The 15,413-nt window shown below is 65.1% G+C and carries 12 protein-coding genes, 1 tRNA gene and 1 pseudogene; 8 read left to right on the top strand and 6 right to left on the bottom strand.

The annotated features are described in order from the left end of the window. Positions 1–7: 7 nt before the first annotated feature. Both RAC97_RS10385 and acnA read right to left on the bottom strand, forming a co-directional pair. A complete protein-coding gene (locus RAC97_RS10385) occupies positions 8–1,573 on the bottom strand; it encodes a methyl-accepting chemotaxis protein (RefSeq protein ID WP_375100203.1) in 1,566 nt (521 codons plus the stop codon). A 376-nt stretch (positions 1,574–1,949) separates the two neighbouring features. Then, entirely contained in the window at positions 1,950–4,694 is a 2,745-nt protein-coding gene (gene acnA / locus RAC97_RS10390) for an aconitate hydratase AcnA (RefSeq protein WP_375100202.1), read from the bottom strand. A gap of 220 nt (positions 4,695–4,914) precedes the next feature. Between acnA and rlmM the strand changes: the two genes are divergently transcribed. From rlmM to pdxB, 3 genes are all read left to right on the top strand, one after another. Beyond that, on the top strand, positions 4,915–5,979 hold the full coding sequence (gene rlmM / locus RAC97_RS10395; protein ID WP_375100201.1) for a 23S rRNA (cytidine(2498)-2'-O)-methyltransferase RlmM: 1,065 nt from the start codon (positions 4,915–4,917) through the stop codon (positions 5,977–5,979). A gap of 34 nt (positions 5,980–6,013) precedes the next feature. After that, entirely contained in the window at positions 6,014–6,256 is a 243-nt protein-coding gene (gene tusA / locus RAC97_RS10400; protein ID WP_375100200.1) for a sulfurtransferase TusA, read from the top strand. Positions 6,257–6,469: 213 nt separating this feature from the next. Next, positions 6,470–7,612 carry a 4-phosphoerythronate dehydrogenase PdxB gene (gene pdxB / locus RAC97_RS10405; RefSeq protein ID WP_375100199.1) on the top strand — a complete coding sequence of 381 codons (1,143 nt, stop codon included), beginning with the start codon at positions 6,470–6,472 and terminating at the stop codon, positions 7,610–7,612. 63 nt (positions 7,613–7,675) lie between these two features. Here pdxB and RAC97_RS10410 read toward each other — a convergent pair whose 3' ends face one another. Continuing rightward, positions 7,676–7,846 (bottom strand): PA1571 family protein, encoded by a 171-nt coding sequence (locus RAC97_RS10410; protein ID WP_375100198.1) that lies wholly within the window; start codon positions 7,844–7,846, stop codon positions 7,676–7,678. A 243-nt stretch (positions 7,847–8,089) separates the two neighbouring features. Between RAC97_RS10410 and RAC97_RS10415 the strand changes: the two genes are divergently transcribed. The 3 genes and pseudogenes from RAC97_RS10415 (at position 8,090) to RAC97_RS10425 (ending at position 11,655) form a co-directional block, all read left to right on the top strand. Beyond that, positions 8,090–9,853 carry an ABC transporter transmembrane domain-containing protein gene (locus RAC97_RS10415; RefSeq protein WP_375100197.1) on the top strand — a complete coding sequence of 588 codons (1,764 nt, stop codon included), beginning with the start codon at positions 8,090–8,092 and terminating at the stop codon, positions 9,851–9,853. 758 nt (positions 9,854–10,611) lie between these two features. Beyond that, positions 10,612–10,722, top strand: a pseudogene (locus RAC97_RS10420) (hypothetical protein); the annotation flags it as partial. A 228-nt stretch (positions 10,723–10,950) separates the two neighbouring features. Then, complete coding sequence (locus RAC97_RS10425) at positions 10,951–11,655, top strand: methyl-accepting chemotaxis protein (protein ID WP_379671488.1); 705 nt, start codon at positions 10,951–10,953, stop codon at positions 11,653–11,655. A 90-nt stretch (positions 11,656–11,745) separates the two neighbouring features. On the opposite strand, the gene RAC97_RS10430 is transcribed toward RAC97_RS10425, so the two are convergent. Next, positions 11,746–11,822 (bottom strand) — tRNA-Pro (locus RAC97_RS10430). Between the two features lie 80 nt (positions 11,823–11,902). After that, complete coding sequence (locus tag RAC97_RS10435; protein ID WP_375100196.1) at positions 11,903–12,124, bottom strand: YgdI/YgdR family lipoprotein; 222 nt, start codon at positions 12,122–12,124, stop codon at positions 11,903–11,905. Positions 12,125–12,298: 174 nt separating this feature from the next. Here RAC97_RS10435 and moaB point away from each other — a divergent pair, with 174 nt between their 5' ends. Beyond that, positions 12,299–12,838 (top strand): molybdenum cofactor biosynthesis protein B, encoded by a 540-nt coding sequence (moaB, locus tag RAC97_RS10440; protein ID WP_375100195.1) that lies wholly within the window; start codon positions 12,299–12,301, stop codon positions 12,836–12,838. Positions 12,839–12,860: 22 nt separating this feature from the next. Next, the gene (gene glp, locus RAC97_RS10445) at positions 12,861–14,048 is read left to right on the top strand and encodes a gephyrin-like molybdotransferase Glp (protein ID WP_375100221.1); all 1,188 of its coding nucleotides are present in this window, start codon (positions 12,861–12,863) and stop codon (positions 14,046–14,048) included. On the opposite strand, the gene RAC97_RS10450 is transcribed toward glp, so the two are convergent. Next, a complete protein-coding gene (locus RAC97_RS10450) occupies positions 14,037–15,284 on the bottom strand; it encodes a glycosyltransferase family 4 protein (RefSeq protein WP_375100194.1) in 1,248 nt (415 codons plus the stop codon). The genes glp and RAC97_RS10450 overlap by 12 nt on opposite strands. Positions 15,285–15,413: the final 129 nt, after the last annotated feature.

A 15,413-nucleotide genomic window follows, 5' to 3' on the forward strand; every position in this document is an offset into this window, starting at 1 on the left:
TGTGCATTCAGCGGTTGAAACGCTCTACCAGCGAGTACTGGGTACCGGCGGTGCTGGTCAACTCCTCGCTGAGTTGCGCCGAATGCTGGGCCTGTTCGGCGGTCTGGTCGGCAAGGTCGGCGATGGTGCTGATGTTGCGGCTGATTTCTTCGGCGACGGCAGTCTGTTCTTCGGTGGCGGCGGCGATCTGCGTGGCCATGTCGGTGATATTGGCCACAGCCTCGCTGATGCCCACCAGCGCCTGGTCCGCCTGCATCACTCGCTCTACGCCTTCCTGGGCCTGGCGATGGCCGGTCTCCATGGTTTGCACGGCATTGTTGGCGGTTTGTTGCAGCTTGGCGATCAGGGTGTGGATCTGCCCGGTGGATTCGGCCGTGCGCTGGGCCAACTGGCGCACTTCGTCGGCGACCACGGCGAAACCGCGACCCATTTCACCGGCGCGTGCGGCTTCGATGGCGGCGTTCAATGCCAGCAGGTTGGTCTGGTCGGCGATGCCTTTGATGACATCCACAACGCCCCCGATCTCGTCGCTGTCCTTGGCCAGCTGGGTGACGGTCTGCCCGGTTTCACCCACAGCAGTGGACAGACGCTCGATCGCCTCCCGAGTTTCTCCGGCAATGTGCCGGCCTTCGTGGGTCAGCCGGTTGGCTTCCTGGGTGGCGTCGGCAGTGCGCTGCACGTGGTTGGCCACTTCCTGGGTGGTGGCGGCCATCTGGTTGACCGCAGTGGCGACCTGCTCGGTTTCCACGCGCTGGCGCTCAAGGCCCGAAGAGCTCTTGTGGGCGAGCACGTCGGACTGGCGTGCCTGCTCACTGAGATGCTCGGCGCTGTCCTGCAAGCGGGTAAGGCAGGTCTTCAGGCGTGATTCCTGGCTGAGCATGGCCATTTCCAGGCGTGCCTGCACGCCGCGGCTGTCGGTGTACATCTGCGCGATCAGCGGGTCGGAGGTGGTTTGCTCGGCCAGGCGCAGCAGGCGCTTGAGGCCGCGCTGCTGCCAGCTCAGGCCGAGCAGGCCCATGGGTACGCAAAGGGCCGCCGCCAGGGCGAAGCCCCACCAGTGGCCGAGCCAGCTGCCGATCAGGAAGCCTATCTGGCTGACCAGGATGAACGGCAGCCAGTCCTGCAGCACCGGCAACCACTTGTCGCGGCGAGGCACTGCAGGCTTGTTCTGGTTCAGGCGCTGGTACAGGGCTTCGGCACGGCGAATCTGTTCAGCGGTCGGCTTGATGCGCACCGACTCGAAACCGACCACTTGGTTGTTCTCGAAGATCGGCGTGACATAGGCGTTGACCCAATAGTGGTCACCCGACTTGCAACGGTTCTTGACGATGCCCATCCAGGGCTGGCCTTGCTTGAGGGTCTGCCACATGTGGGCGAACACCGCGGACGGCACGTCAGGGTGGCGTACCAGGTTGTGCGCGGCACCGTTCAGTTCCTCGCGCGAGAAACCGCTGATTTCGATGAAGGCGTCGTTGCAGTAGGTGATCACGCCCTTGGCGTTGGTAGTGGATATCAACCGCTGCTGGGCAGGGAACGTCCGCTCTCTCTGGGTAATCGGCTGGTTGTTACGCATGGGCTGTGTTTCCGCAGGGCTTTGGACACGTATCGGCAGACAGAGGGATTTGTTGAATGGATATTTGACCGGGGTTGACGTGGCGCAATGCCACTATTGTGGCCGTGCGCTAGGCGAAATCGATATTTCTCTGCATGTTTGCGGCGATTTTTCGGGATCCTGGGAAATTATGCCTGCTGGGGCCCTTTGCTGCGGATGTGGCCAGCATGAGCCAGGTGAAGAGCGTCAACTGCAGGTAGAACCACTGCCAGCCGCCACCCAGGGTAGCCAGGCAACAGCAGTTCCTCGGTCAGGCTGGTATGAGTCGCCGGGATTCCAGACGCCGCGCCTCGCCAGGGCCATCGCGGCACAGGGCCGCGATGACCGTGCGAATGGGCTAGCGTCGGGCAATCAGCTGCCGCAGCACGTAATGCAGGATGCCTCCCGATTTGAAGTACTCCACCTCGTTCAGCGTGTCGATCCGGCACAGCACGGTGACTTGCTCCTGCTGCCCGTCCTCGCGGGTGATACGTAGCGCAAGGTCCATGCCTGGGCGCACCTGCGCATTGCTCAGCCCCAGCACATCGATGCGCTCCTTGCCCGTAAGCCTCAGCGTCTTGCGGTTGTCACCGGCCTTGAATTGCAACGGCAACACGCCCATACCCACCAGGTTGGAGCGGTGGATACGCTCGAAGCTCTCCGCCAGCACGGCCTTCACCCCCAGCAGGTTGGTGCCCTTGGCGGCCCAGTCGCGGCTGGAACCGGTGCCGTACTCCTGGCCGGCGATCACCACCAGCGGCGTGCCCTCGGCCTGGTAGCGCATGGCCGCATCGAAGATCGACAGCTTTTCACCGCTCGGCACGTGAAGGGTATTTCCGCCTTCCTCGCCGCCGAGCATCTCGTTGCGGATACGAATGTTGGCAAAGGTGCCGCGCATCATCACTTCATGGTTGCCGCGTCGCGAGCCATAGGAGTTGAAATCACGCGGTTCCACGCCCTTGTCACGCAGGTAGCGGCCGGCAGGGCTGTCGACCTTGATGTTGCCGGCCGGGGAGATGTGGTCGGTGGTCACCGAGTCGCCCAGCAGGGCGAGAATGCGTGCGCCGTGCACATCGGCAATCTCCGGCAGGGGTCCGCCGATATCGTCGAAGAACGGTGGGTGCTGGATATAGGTGGAGTCGTCCTGCCACACATAGGTGGCGGCTTGCGGCACTTCGATGGCTTGCCATTGCGCATCGCCCGCGAACACCTCGGCATATTCCTTGTGGAACATCGCAGTATCGACACTGGCCACTGCCTCGGCGATTTCCCGCTGGCTCGGCCAGATATCGCGCAGGTACACCGGCTGGCCATCCTTGCCGGTGCCCAGGGCATCCTGGGTCAGGTCGATGCGCACGCTGCCGGCCAGGGCATAGGCCACCACCAGCGGCGGCGAGGCCAGCCAGTTGGTCTTCACCAGCGGGTGCACACGGCCTTCGAAGTTGCGGTTGCCCGAGAGCACCGAGGCGACCGTGAGGTCGGCGCTGCCGATGGCCTTCTCGATGGCGTCGTCCAGTGGCCCTGAGTTGCCGATGCAGGTGGTGCAGCCATAGCCCACCAGGTCGAAGCCCAGTTGGTCGAGGAACGGCGTAAGACCGGCTGCCTTGAAGTATTCGGTGACCACTTTGGAGCCCGGGGCCAGCGAGCTCTTGACCCAGGGCTTGCGTGACAGGCCCTTTTCCACGGCCTTCTTGGCGACCAACCCGGCGGCCATCATCACGCTGGGGTTGGAGGTGTTGGTGCAGGAGGTGATGGCGGCGATCACCACGGCGCCGTCGCGCAGGCTGTAGGTGTTGCCCGCATGGGTGTAGCTCACCTCGCCAGCCTGGTCGGCATTGCCCACGGCCACGCCGCCACCGCCTTCGCTTTCCAGGCGTCCGACGTCCTTGGCCAGCACCTTGGGTTGTTGCTCGATGAAGCTGTCGAACGCCTGGCTCACGCTGCCCAGGCCAACTCGGTCCTGCGGGCGCTTGGGCCCGGCGAGGCTGGCTTGGACCTCGGCCATGTCCAGTGCCAGGGTGTCGGTGAACAATGGCTCTTGGCCGGGCAGGCGCCACAGCCCCTGTTCCTTGCTGTAGGCCTCGACCAGGCGCACGCTCTGCTCCGGGCGGCCAGAAAGACGCAGGTAGTCGAGGGTGACGTCGTCTACCGGGAAGAAGCCGCAGGTTGCGCCATACTCCGGCGCCATGTTGGCGATGGTGGCGCGGTCGGCCAGCGGCAGGTCGGCCAGGCCATCGCCATAGAATTCGACGAATTTGCCCACCACGCCTTTCTTGCGCAGCATCTGCGTCACCGTCAGCACCAGGTCGGTGGCGGTGATGCCCTCGCGCAGCTTGCCGGTGAGCTTGAAGCCGATCACCTCGGGAATCAGCATCGATACCGGCTGGCCGAGCATGGCGGCTTCGGCCTCGATGCCGCCGACGCCCCAGCCGAGCACGCCCAGGCCGTTGATCATGGTGGTGTGCGAGTCGGTGCCCACCAGGGTGTCGGGGAAGGCGTAGGTGCGTCCGTCTTCCTCGCGGGTCCACACCGTGCGGCCCAGGTACTCCAGGTTGACCTGATGGCAGATGCCGGTGCCCGGCGGCACCACACGGAAGTTGTCGAAGGCGTTCTGGCCCCAGCGCAGGAAGGCATAGCGTTCGCCGTTGCGCTGCATCTCGATGTCGACGTTTTCGCCAAAGGCGGCGGGGCTGGCGTAGCGGTCGACCATCACCGAGTGGTCGATCACCAGGTCTACCGGCGACAGTGGGTTGATGCGCTGCGGGTCGCCGCCGGCCTTGGCCATGGCCGCGCGCATGGCGGCCAGGTCGACCACGGCGGGTACGCCGGTGAAGTCTTGCATCAATACCCGCGCCGGGCGGTACTGGATCTCGCGGTCCGAGCGCCGCTGCTGCAGCCAGGCGGCCAGGGCCGTGAGGTCGTCGCGGGTGACGGTTTCGCCATCCTCCCAGCGCAGCAGGTTCTCCAACAGCACCTTTAGCGACATTGGCAGGCGCTGCAGGTCGCCTAGCGGCCCGGCCGCTTCGGCCAGGCTGAAATAGTGGTAGGTGTGGCCGGCGACCTCGAGGGTCTTGAGGGTTTTCAGGCTATCGAGCGAGGGCATTGCCAACTCCTTCTGCGTCGGTGCCCGGCGCATGCTGGATGCTCGCCGATGTCACCGCTGTGTTTCGGCCCGCACGGTACGGGCCTGGCTGAAACGTCAGGGTAGACCGATTTGGCGCACCCGACTTTGTTCTGGACCGAGCGGGCGTGTCGCAGGTTCCGATCTTCCTTTATCATTCGCCCCCCTGGCGGGAACCTGCGCCAGTGATGTGGAGTGAAAGATGAATACCCTGTTCATGCATTGCCGGCCCGGCTTCGAGGGCGAGGTCTGCGCCGAAATCAGCGAACATGCTGCCCTGCTGGGCATTGCCGGCTATGCCAAGGGCAAGCCGCAAAGCGCTTGTGCCGAGTTCGTCTGCACTGAGGACGGCGGTGCCGAGCGGCTGATGCGTGAGTTGCGCTTCGACAGCCTGATCTTCCCGCGCCAATGGGCGCGTGGCGCATTCGTCGAGCTGCCGGAGACCGACCGGGTCAGCCTGCTGCTGGAGCATTTGGCCGCGTACCCGGTGTTTGGCAGCCTGTGGCTGGAAGTGCTGGACAGCAATGACGGCAAGGAACTTTCGACCTTTTGCCGCAAGTTCGAGGTGCCGCTGCGCAAGGCGCTGGAGAAAGCCGGGCGCCTGGTCCAGGAGCCGAGCGGAGCACGCCTGCTGCTGACCTTCATCAGTGGTCGGCGGGTGTTCGTTGGTGTGGCCGATGCCGACAACTCAGCGCTCTGGCCCATGGGCATCCCGCGCCTGAAGTTTCCACGCGAGGCGCCGAGCCGCTCGACCCTGAAGCTCGAGGAGGCCTGGCATCAGTTCATCCCGCGTGAGCAATGGGAGCAGCGCCTGAACGACGACATGACCGGCGTGGACCTCGGCGCCTCGCCCGGCGGCTGGACCTACCAACTGGTCAAGCGTGGCATGCTGGTGACCGCCATCGACAATGGCCCCATGGCCGAAAGCCTGATAGACACCGGCCTGGTCGAGCACCTGATGGCCGACGGCTTCACCTGGAAACCGAGGCAGACGGTGGACTGGATGGTCTGCGACATCGTCGAGAAGCCCGCGCGCACCGCCTCGTTGATCGAGACCTGGTTGGGCGAGGGGCTGTGCCGCGAAGCGGTGGTCAACCTCAAGCTGCCGATGAAGCAGCGCCACGCCGAGGTGCGCAAGTTGCTCGATCGTATGGAAGCCGCGTTCAAGGCGCGCAAGGTGAAGGTATCGATCGCCTGCAAGCAGCTCTACCACGACCGCGAGGAAGTGACCTGTCATCTGCGCAGACTCGACCTTAAACCTCGATAGACGCGACAATGCCCCTATTCAGCGGAGCCTCTCAATGACCGACTTCACCCCCGACGCCATCCTCGACGCCACCGGCCTGAACTGCCCGGAGCCGGTGATGATGCTGCACCAGCACGTGCGCGACCTGGCCGGCGGCGGCCTGCTCAAGGTGATCGCCACCGACCCGTCCACGCGCCGCGACATTCCCAAGTTCTGCACCTTCCTGGGCCATGAACTGCTGCAACAGCAGGAAGAGGCCGGCACCTACCTGTACTGGATCCGCAAGAAGGCCGACTAGGGGTTGTACGGAAAATAGCCGAGTGGCGATTAGGCAAGGCGAAAACAGGCGAGGAACGGCCGGGGTCGCGCTCGACTTGACCGGTTGTCAATGAGCATTGCGAGCCTGTTTTCAACGCAGCATAACCGTCACGCCGGCATTTTCCGCACAAAACCTAAGCTGGCTAGCACCGGGCACAGCGCCTAAAATGCGTTCCCCTGACAGGAGAGCGCCATGCTGATAGTTGCCGACGAGAATATCCCGCTGCTCGATGCCTTCTTCGAGGGCTTCGGCGAAATCCGGCGATACCCGGGGCGTGCCATCGACGCGGCCTGCGTCAAGGATGCCGACCTATTGCTGGTGCGCTCCGTGACCCGGGTCGACCAGCAACTGCTCGAGGGCAGCCGGGTGCGTTTCGTCGGCACCTGCACCATCGGCACCGATCACCTCGACCTCGACTATTTCGCCCTGGCGGGCATCCACTGGAGCAGCGCCCCCGGCTGCAATGCCCGTGGCGTGGTGGACTATGTGCTGGGCAGCCTGCTGACCCTGGCCGAGCTCGAAGGCGTGGAGCTTTCCAAGCGGGTGTATGGCGTGGTCGGCGCAGGCGAGGTAGGCGGGCGCCTGGTGCGGGTGCTTCGTGGCCTGGGCTGGAAAGTGCTGGTCTGCGACCCGGTGCGTCAGGCCCGTGAAGGCGGCGACTTCGTCAGCCTCGATACGATCCTTGCCGAGTGCGACACGATCAGCCTGCACACCCCGTTGCAGCGTGGCGGCGAACACCCTACTTGGCATCTGCTTGGCGCGCCGCAGCTGTCGCGCTTGCGGACCGGTGCCTGGCTGGTCAATGCAGCGCGCGGGCCGGTGGTGGACAACAACGCACTGCGCGAGCTGCTGCTGCGCCGTGACGATGTGCACGCGGTACTGGATGTGTGGGAGGAAGAACCGCAGGTAAACCTTGCGCTTGCCGACCTGTGCACCCTGGCCACGCCGCATATCGCCGGCTACAGCCTGGACGGCAAGCAGCGTGGCACTGCGCAGATATACCAGGCGTTCTGCCGCTGGCAAGGCCTTGCCGAACAGGTCCAGTTGGCCGACCTGCTGCCCCCGCCGGCGCTGGCGCGTCTGGACCTGGCCGCCAGTGCCGAACCGGCCTGGGCGCTGGCGACCCTGTGCCGCGCGGTCTACGACCCGCGCCGTGACGATGCCGACTTCCGGCGCAGCCTCAGCGACGATGCCGCGCAACAGCGCGCGGCCTTCGACCTGCTGCGCAAGCATTACCCGGTACGGCGCGAGATCGAGGGGCTGGCAGTGCACTTGCACGGCGAGGCGCCACAGTTGGCGCAGGTGGTCAGTGCGTTGGGCGGGGTGCTGGTCTGAGCCTTTGGCTGTACAAAACAAAAACCCGGCGCAAGCGCCGGGTTGCAGAAAAATCATCTGGCCTCAGCCTTTGCCGACGCGCTTGACCTGGCTGTTTTCCAGTTCCTTGCAGGCTTGCTGGATCATCTGCTCGGTAATGGGCACTTCCTTGCCCTGGGCATCGATCACCGAACCATAAGGCTTCTGTGCTTGGGCAGGGTTTTTCGGGGTATCGCTGCTATGCTGCAAGCTCATTTGCTGTCTCCTCTTCAGGTTGCAAGTTCAGGTTACGTTTCTGTCGTGAATGGCCTGTGACAGCACTCTGTACCAGAACGTTTACAGTCCACCAGAATGTGCGGCAAAGCTGAAGTCGGGGCTTATATCAATAGGCTATAGCCGCTTCGCTTGCCTGGTTTGCGATCTTCGCGTGCACGCGAGAGTTCCGCGCAGGTAGATGAGTGGTAGTCTGCACGTTTCCCCCTGGACTCGGCCCGCGCCATGCCCGAACCGGTCTCCTCTCGCCAACGCCGCGCCTTGCGCCTGGCCTGGCAATTCATTCGTCCTTATCGTCGGCAGACGCTGCTGGCCATGCTTGCGTTGATCGCCACGGCAGCCATCACCTTGTCCATGGGGCAGGGCATTCGCTTGCTGGTCAACCAAGGCTTCATGACCCGCTCGCCGCACCAACTGAACCAGACCCTCGGCCTGTTCATGCTGCTGGTGTTGGCGCTGGCGGTCGGCACCTTCAGCCGCTTCTACCTGGTGTCGTGGATCGGCGAGCGCTGCGTGGCCGATATCCGCCGCGCGGTGTTCGACCATCTGGTCGGCCTGCACCCGGGGTTTTTCGAGGACAACCGCAGCTCCGAGATCCAGTCGCGCCTGACCGCCGACACCACTTTGCTGCAATCGGTGATCGGCTCGTCGCTGTCGATGTTCCTGCGCAACGCCTTGATGGTGGTGGGCGGCGTGGTGCTGTTGTTCGTCACCAACCCTAAGCTCACCAGCATCGTGGTGCTGGCCCTGCCGCTGGTGCTGGCGCCGATCCTGCTGTTCGGGCGGCGGGTGCGCAGCCTGTCGCGGCAGAGCCAGGACCGGGTGGCCGACGTGGGCAGCTACGTCGCCGAGACCCTCGGCCAGATCAAGACCGTGCAGGCCTACAACCACCAGGCGCGCGACCAGGCGCTGTTCGCCGAGACGGTGGAGGCGGCCTTCAGCGTGGCTCGTCGGCGCATTGCCCAGCGAGCCTGGCTGATTACCCTGGTCATCGTGTTGGTAATGGGCGCCGTTGCGGTGATGCTGTGGGTCGGCGGCATGGATGTGATAGGCGGGCGCATTTCGGGCGGTGAGCTGGCGGCGTTCGTGTTCTACAGCCTGATCGTCGGCAGCGCCGTCGGTACCCTCAGCGAAGTGCTCGGCGAGCTGCAACGGGCCGCCGGTGCTGCCGAGCGCATCGGCGAGCTGTTGGCGGCGCGTAGCGCGATCCTGCCGCCCGAGCAGCCGCACAGCCTGCCAGGCCAACGGGCCAGTGGGCGCATCGAGTTGCAGGGCGTGACCTTTGCCTACCCCTCGCGGCCTGCGGTGGCGGCGATCGATAGCCTGAGCCTGATCATCGAGCCGGGGCAGACGGTGGCGCTGGTGGGGCCCTCCGGCGCGGGCAAGTCGACCTTGTTCGACCTGCTGCTGCGCTTCCATGACCCGCAGACGGGTTGCATCCTGCTCGACGGCCAACCCATCACCACCCTGGCGCCGCACGACCTACGCCGCCAGTTTGCCTTGGTGGCGCAGAACCCGGCGCTGTTCCGGGGCACGGTGGAGGCCAATATCCGCTACGGCCGGCCCGAGGCGACCCAGGCCCAGGTCGAGGCGGCGGCGCGCAGCGCTCACGCTCACGCGTTCATCGAGCAACTGCCCCAGGGCTACCAGACCCCGTTGGGCGAGGGGGGCGTGGGCTTGTCCGGCGGTCAGCGCCAGCGCCTGGCTATCGCCCGCGCGTTGCTGGTGGATGCGCCGATACTGCTGCTGGACGAAGCCACCAGCGCCCTCGACGCCCAGAGCGAACACCTGATCCAGCAGGCCCTGCCGCAGCTCATGGCCGGGCGCACTACCCTGGTGATCGCCCACCGCCTGGCCACGGTGCAACATGCCGATCGCATCGCGGTGATCGACCAAGGGCGCCTGGTGGCGGTCGGTAGCCATCGCCAGTTGATCGAGCACAACCCGCTGTATGCGCGTCTGGCGGCCTTGCAGTTCAGTGGTGGCTGACGTTGCCTTGTAACATTTCTGTAGCAATTGCCTGAGAGTATCGGGCTTAACTGTTGTGCAAGTGCTCGACCTGGCTGCTATCGCCCGATGGCAGCTTTTTTTTGGCTTGCGAACGAGGACAAGGACGTCTGCTAGGCGGTGCGCTGAGCGCGTCGTTTCTTTTCTCCTTGTTCGAGACCTTCCCGATGCTGCGTCGATCCTTGCGAATGCAAATCCTCACCCTGTTGGCGGGCAGCCTGGCGGCGATGCTGCTGATTGCCCTGGTGTGTTTCCAGTTTCTGTCCTCGAGCGTGCGCGGTTATGCCGAGCTGGTCGACGGGCCCTTGCGCGCCTCGCAATTGATCGACGAGGCCAACCTGCAATTCAAGATCCAGGTGCAGGAGTGGAAGAACGTGCTGCTGCGCGGCCGTCAGCCGGCAGAGTTGGACAGGTACTGGCAGCAGTTCCAGGACCGCGAGCGGCAAGTGCAGGCAGTGCTCGGGCAACTGATCGACGAGAGCGACGGCGAGCTCGAGGTGCGCCTGCAACAACTGCGTGACAGCCACCGTCAACTGGGCCAGGCCTATGGCAAGGGCCGCGAGGCGTTCCTCGCTGCCGGTGGTGACCCTGCGGTAGGCGACCAGGCGGTCAAGGGTGTGGATCGTGCCGCCAGCGAGCAGATGAGCGCGCTGGTGGAGCAACTGCGGGCCGATTCCGCGACCCGCGCCAGCGCCATCAGCGCCGGAGCCGAGCGCACGGTATGGCTCGGGGTGCTGGTGATGCTGGGCTCGGCGCTGCTGGTCGGGGTGTTCAGCTTGTGGCTGGTAAACCGCAGTCTGATCGAGCCGATTCGTCGCCTGATCGACTACGTCGCCCAGCTCAGCCAGGGGCAGTTCGCCGACCGCGTCGACAGCCGTCGCGAGGATGAACTGGGCCGCCTGGCCAGTGCCGCCAACACCCTGCGCGACTTTCTGGCCGACACCATCGGGCGCCTGAAGGACAACGCGGTGGAGCTGGAAAACGCCAGCGGCCAGTTGCGCAGTATCGCAGGGGACATGGCTACCGGCACCCATGACCAGTTCCAGCGTACCGACCAGGTGGCCACGGCCATGCACGAAATGTCCGCCACCGCCCAGGAGGTGGCACGTCATGCCGCCCAAGCCGCACGCGCAGCGGACGATGCCGACCACAGCGCCCAGGCGGGCGAGCAGGTGATGCAGCAGACCATCGATATCATTGGCGTGGTCAACCGCGAAATCGCCGGTACCGCCCTGGTGATTCGCCACCTGGAAAGCGACAGCACGCGCATCGGCAAGGTGCTGGAAGTGATCCGCGGTATTGCCGAGCAGACCAACCTGCTGGCACTCAATGCCGCGATCGAGGCCGCGAGGGCTGGCGAGGCGGGGCGCGGCTTCGCGGTTGTGGCCGACGAGGTGCGCAGCCTGGCCCAGCGCACGGCCGCCTCGATCGCCGAGATTCACCAGATCATCGAGGCCGTGCAGCGAGGCGCGCTCGAGGCGGTCAAGGCCATCGAGGGGGGGCAGCAGCGCAGCGAGGAGGGCGCTGAGCAGGTGCAACAGGCCGGACAGATGCTGCGCCGCATTACCCAGTCGGTCGAGGCGATCCGCGACATGAACCGGCAGATCGCCACGGCTGCGGAGGAGCAGACCAGCGTCGCCGAAGACATCTCGCGCAACCTGGTCGAGATCACTCGTATCGCCACCGCCAACCAGCAGGCGGTGCAGCACACCGAACAGGCCGGGCAGAAGTTGCATGGGCTGTCTGGGCAATTGGGCCAGGTGACCTCGCGCCTGACGGCGTGAGGTCACTTTCCCGGCACGACAGTTTTCCAGACACGACAGTTTTCCACACACAACAAAAAGCCCGCGCGAGGCGGGCTTCTTGAAAGGATTTGGTCGGAGAGACAGGATTCGAACCTGCGGCCTTCTCGTCCCGAACGAGACGCGCTACCTGGCTGCGCTACACTCCGATTTCAAAATCCTACTGCATGCCCTTTTTCAACGCAAGCCCTTGTTGTCAAAAGGACCTTTGCCGAAAAGCAGCTGCCAATCAGAGCTCTTTCACGGTGCGGATCTGGTCCTTGTTGATACGCGCGCGCTTGCCATCGAGCTGCTCGAATTCGTAGAAGCCGGAGTCATCGTCATACTGTGGGGTATCCACGGCCTGGATCTCGCGGCCGTCGTTCAGCGTGATGACGGTCGGCGATGCGCAGCCAGCGAGGGCACCCAGGCCGAGGGCGAGCATGAGGGCGGGAAGGGTCCTTTGGATCATGGTGTTTCTCCAGTGCGGTGATGTCATTTAAGACGCAGCGCGTCCATGCAAGTTCCTTGCATCGTGCAGCATAGCGCCATTACGCAAGTTCCGGCCCCGGTCCGGCTGCATCGGCGCGGGGCCCGCCCTGTGATATAACAGCTGGCATTTCCTCCCTACCTGCAACGGATTCCCATGAAAACCAAGGCAGACACCCCCTTCGTGCCGCTGAACATCGCCGTGCTGACGGTCAGCGACACCCGCACCTTCGACACCGACACCTCCGGGCAACTGTACGTCGACCGCCTCAACGCGGCAGGTCACCGCCTGGCCGAGCGCGTGCTGCTCAAGGACGACCTGTACAAGATCCGCGCCCAGGTCGCCACCTGGATCGCCGACGACCTGGTGCAGGTGGTGTTGATCACCGGCGGCACCGGCTTTACCGGGCGCGACAGCACCCCGGAAGCGGTGGCCTGCCTGCTGGACAAACAGGTCGATGGTTTCGGCGAGCTGTTCCGGCAGATCTCGGTAGCCGACATCGGCACCTCCACCATTCAATCCCGCGCCTTGGCCGGGCTGGCCAATGGCACCCTGGTCTGCTGCCTGCCGGGTTCGACCAACGCAGTGCGCACCGGCTGGGATGGCATTCTGGCCGAACAGTTGGATGCCCGGCACCGCCCCTGCAACTTCGTGGCTCACCTCAAGCAGGCCCCGGCGTGTGAAAGCCGTGGTTGAAACCGTGTCCAACCCGCCGCTGATGCCGGTGGAACAAGCCTTGGAGCAACTGCTGGCGCTGGCCGAGGCTACGCCTGTGCGCGAGACCGAGGCGCTGGATCTGGCCGACGCCGATGGGCGCATCCTCGCCGAAGACCTGATGGCCACCCTTGACCTGCCACCCTGGCCGAACAGCGCCATGGACGGCTACGCGCTGCGCCTGGCCGACTGGCAGGGCGAGCCGCTGGCGGTCAGCCAGCGGATCTTCGCCGGCCACGCCCCAGCCCCTTTGCAGCCTGGCACCTGCGCGCGCATCTTCACCGGAGCGCCGCTGCCCGAAGGGGCCGATTGCGTCGAGATGCAGGAAAACGTCGAAGTGCTGGGCGATGGCCGTGTGCGACTGCTCGAGCGCTTGGTCATCGACCAGAACGTGCGCCCCCAGGGTCAGGAAACCCGGCTTGGCGAGCGTGTGCTGAACGCCGGCACGCGCCTCGGGCCGATCGAACTGGGCCTCGCCGCGACCCTGGGGCATGCCCGGCTCAAGGTGGTGCGACGGGCGCGGGTGGCGGTGCTCTCCACCGGCGATGAGCTGGTCGAGCCAGGCTTGGCGCTGGGGCCGGGGCAGATCTACAACAGCAACCGTCACCTGCTGGTCAGTTGGCTGCGGCGCTTGGGCTGCGAAGTCGTGGACGCGGGCATTCTCGCCGATGACCTGGCGCTGACCCGGCACTGCCTTGCGGGTTTGGGCGAGGTGGACCTGATCCTCTCCACGGGCGGTGTGTCGGTGGGTGAGGCCGACTACCTCGGCCTCGCCCTGCGCGAAGCCGGCGAGCTGGCCTTGTGGAAGCTGGCCATCAAACCGGGCAAGCCGCTTACCTTCGGGCATTTCCGTGGCGTGCCGGTGATTGGCCTGCCGGGCAACCCGGCTTCGACCCTGGTGACCTTCGCGCTGCTGACCCGCCCGTACCTGCTGCGCCGCCTGGGCGTTGCGGACGTGACGCCGATGCGCTTCGAGGTGCCCGCCGGGTTCGACTGGCCCAAGCCTGGCACGCGTCGCGAGTACCTGCGAGCACGCCTCGAACAGGGGCGGGCGTGCATCTACAAGAACCAGAGCTCCGGCGTGCTGCGCAGCGCAGCCTGGGCCGATGGCCTGGTCGAGGTGCGCGAGGGCACGACGGTCAGCCAGGGCGACAGCGTGACCTTCATTCCGCTCAGCGAGCTACTTGGCTGAACGGCCGAGCAGCACTTCGCTCATCGGCGCCGGCTGCGCGGGCGCCAGCTGGGTCAGGCGCATGTGCACGGTTTCCAGTTGCTGCGCGGCCACGCTCCAGTCATGACGTTGACGCGCCAGCTGGCGTGCGGCCTCGCTCAGCTGGCTCATGCGCCAGGGTTGGGTGAGCAACTGGTTGATCAACAGCGCCAATTGGTCACCTTCGTCGCTGCCCAGGTAGTGCTCGCCGTTGTTTACCGCAAGCCCCGATACCCCCTTGCGGGTCGTGACCACCGGCAGGCCGGCGGCCATCGCCTCGAGAATCTTCACCTTGGAACCACCGGCGTAGCGCAGCGGCGCGAAGAACAGCGCCGAGCGGCGTTGCAACTCGCGCAGGTCGGGGCAGTAACCGACCCACTCGATGCGCGGGTCGTTCCAGTGCAGCTTCCAGTGCGCCGGTAGGGCGTGGCCGGCGATGGCCAGTCGCACTGCCGGGTTGCTTTGCCAGACCTGGGGCAGGATCTCTTCCAGCGCCCACTCGATCGCCTCGAGATTGGCGCCGTACTCGAAATTTCCTACGAACAGCAGGCGCTGGCTGTGCAGCGCGGGCCGCACTGCCTGGTAGTAGTCGCAGTCGACACCATTGACCACCACATTCACCGGGCGGCCGCTGATCTGGCCGATGAGTTCGGCATCGTGGGTGGATACCGCCACCACTTCGCTGGGTTGGCTCAGCACTCGCTGTTCCCAGCGCCGGTAGCGCCAGCGGTCGAAGGCATTGAGGGGGCGCAGCCACAGCGGCAGGCGGTCGTGGCAGGCAGCGCCCATCACCGACTCCAGCGTGTGCTCGCTGAGCATGAACGGCAGCCCGCGGGCTTGCAGGGCCTTTTCGAAGGGCTGGAAGGCATAGCTGTGCTCTATCTGGATCACGTCCCAGGGCTCGTCCAGCAACTGTTCGAAACGGTGCCGCAGGCAGGGCGCCAGGCCATTGATGATGGTGCGCATGGGGTAATCGATGATCGGCGATGCCAGCAGGTTCAGCGGGCTTTGGACCGGGCGCCGGGGCAGTACGATCAAGCGCTCCAGGAAGGGTCCCAGGGCCTCACGGGCAGGTTCGGACAGCGGGACTTTCGATTGCACCAGCAGGGTGATCCGGTGGCCATGCTTCGCCAGCTCGCGCAGCAGGTGGTATTGCCGGGTCTTGCTGCCGCTGGTGGTAGGCCAGGGCAGGTAGGGCAGCGTCCAGAGTATGCGCATGGCCCACTCCTGTCAGGTTTTGATAGGGTTTGTCAAGAATATGACGCGGATGCAGATGCCTTTTTAAGGATAGCCAAGTATTTGTCGATGGGTGGGTGCTGTTCGTCCGTACGATTTTCTCGCACGTAT

It is taken from the genome of Pseudomonas sp. LS_2 (genome assembly GCF_042709235.1).
Lineage (GTDB): Bacteria > Pseudomonadota > Gammaproteobacteria > Pseudomonadales > Pseudomonadaceae > Aquipseudomonas.

Excerpts from the sequence above, each read along its gene's own strand:
- RAC97_RS10385 (WP_375100203.1), bottom strand. The coding sequence starts at position 1,573 with ATGCGTAACAACCAGCCGATTACCCAGAGAGAGCGGACGTTCCCTGCC.
- acnA (WP_375100202.1), bottom strand. The coding sequence starts at position 4,694 with ATGCCCTCGCTCGATAGCCTGAAAACCCTCAAGACCCTCGAGGTCGCC.
- rlmM (WP_375100201.1), top strand. The coding sequence starts at position 4,915 with ATGAATACCCTGTTCATGCATTGCCGGCCCGGCTTCGAGGGCGAGGTC.
- tusA (WP_375100200.1), top strand. The coding sequence starts at position 6,014 with ATGACCGACTTCACCCCCGACGCCATCCTCGACGCCACCGGCCTGAAC.
- pdxB (WP_375100199.1), top strand. The coding sequence starts at position 6,470 with ATGCTGATAGTTGCCGACGAGAATATCCCGCTGCTCGATGCCTTCTTC.
- RAC97_RS10410 (WP_375100198.1), bottom strand. The coding sequence starts at position 7,846 with ATGAGCTTGCAGCATAGCAGCGATACCCCGAAAAACCCTGCCCAAGCA.
- RAC97_RS10415 (WP_375100197.1), top strand. The coding sequence starts at position 8,090 with ATGCCCGAACCGGTCTCCTCTCGCCAACGCCGCGCCTTGCGCCTGGCC.
- RAC97_RS10425 (WP_379671488.1), top strand. The coding sequence starts at position 10,951 with ATGTCCGCCACCGCCCAGGAGGTGGCACGTCATGCCGCCCAAGCCGCA.
- RAC97_RS10435 (WP_375100196.1), bottom strand. The coding sequence starts at position 12,124 with ATGATCCAAAGGACCCTTCCCGCCCTCATGCTCGCCCTCGGCCTGGGT.
- moaB (WP_375100195.1), top strand. The coding sequence starts at position 12,299 with ATGAAAACCAAGGCAGACACCCCCTTCGTGCCGCTGAACATCGCCGTG.
- glp (WP_375100221.1), top strand. The coding sequence starts at position 12,861 with ATGCCGGTGGAACAAGCCTTGGAGCAACTGCTGGCGCTGGCCGAGGCT.
- RAC97_RS10450 (WP_375100194.1), bottom strand. The coding sequence starts at position 15,284 with ATGCGCATACTCTGGACGCTGCCCTACCTGCCCTGGCCTACCACCAGC.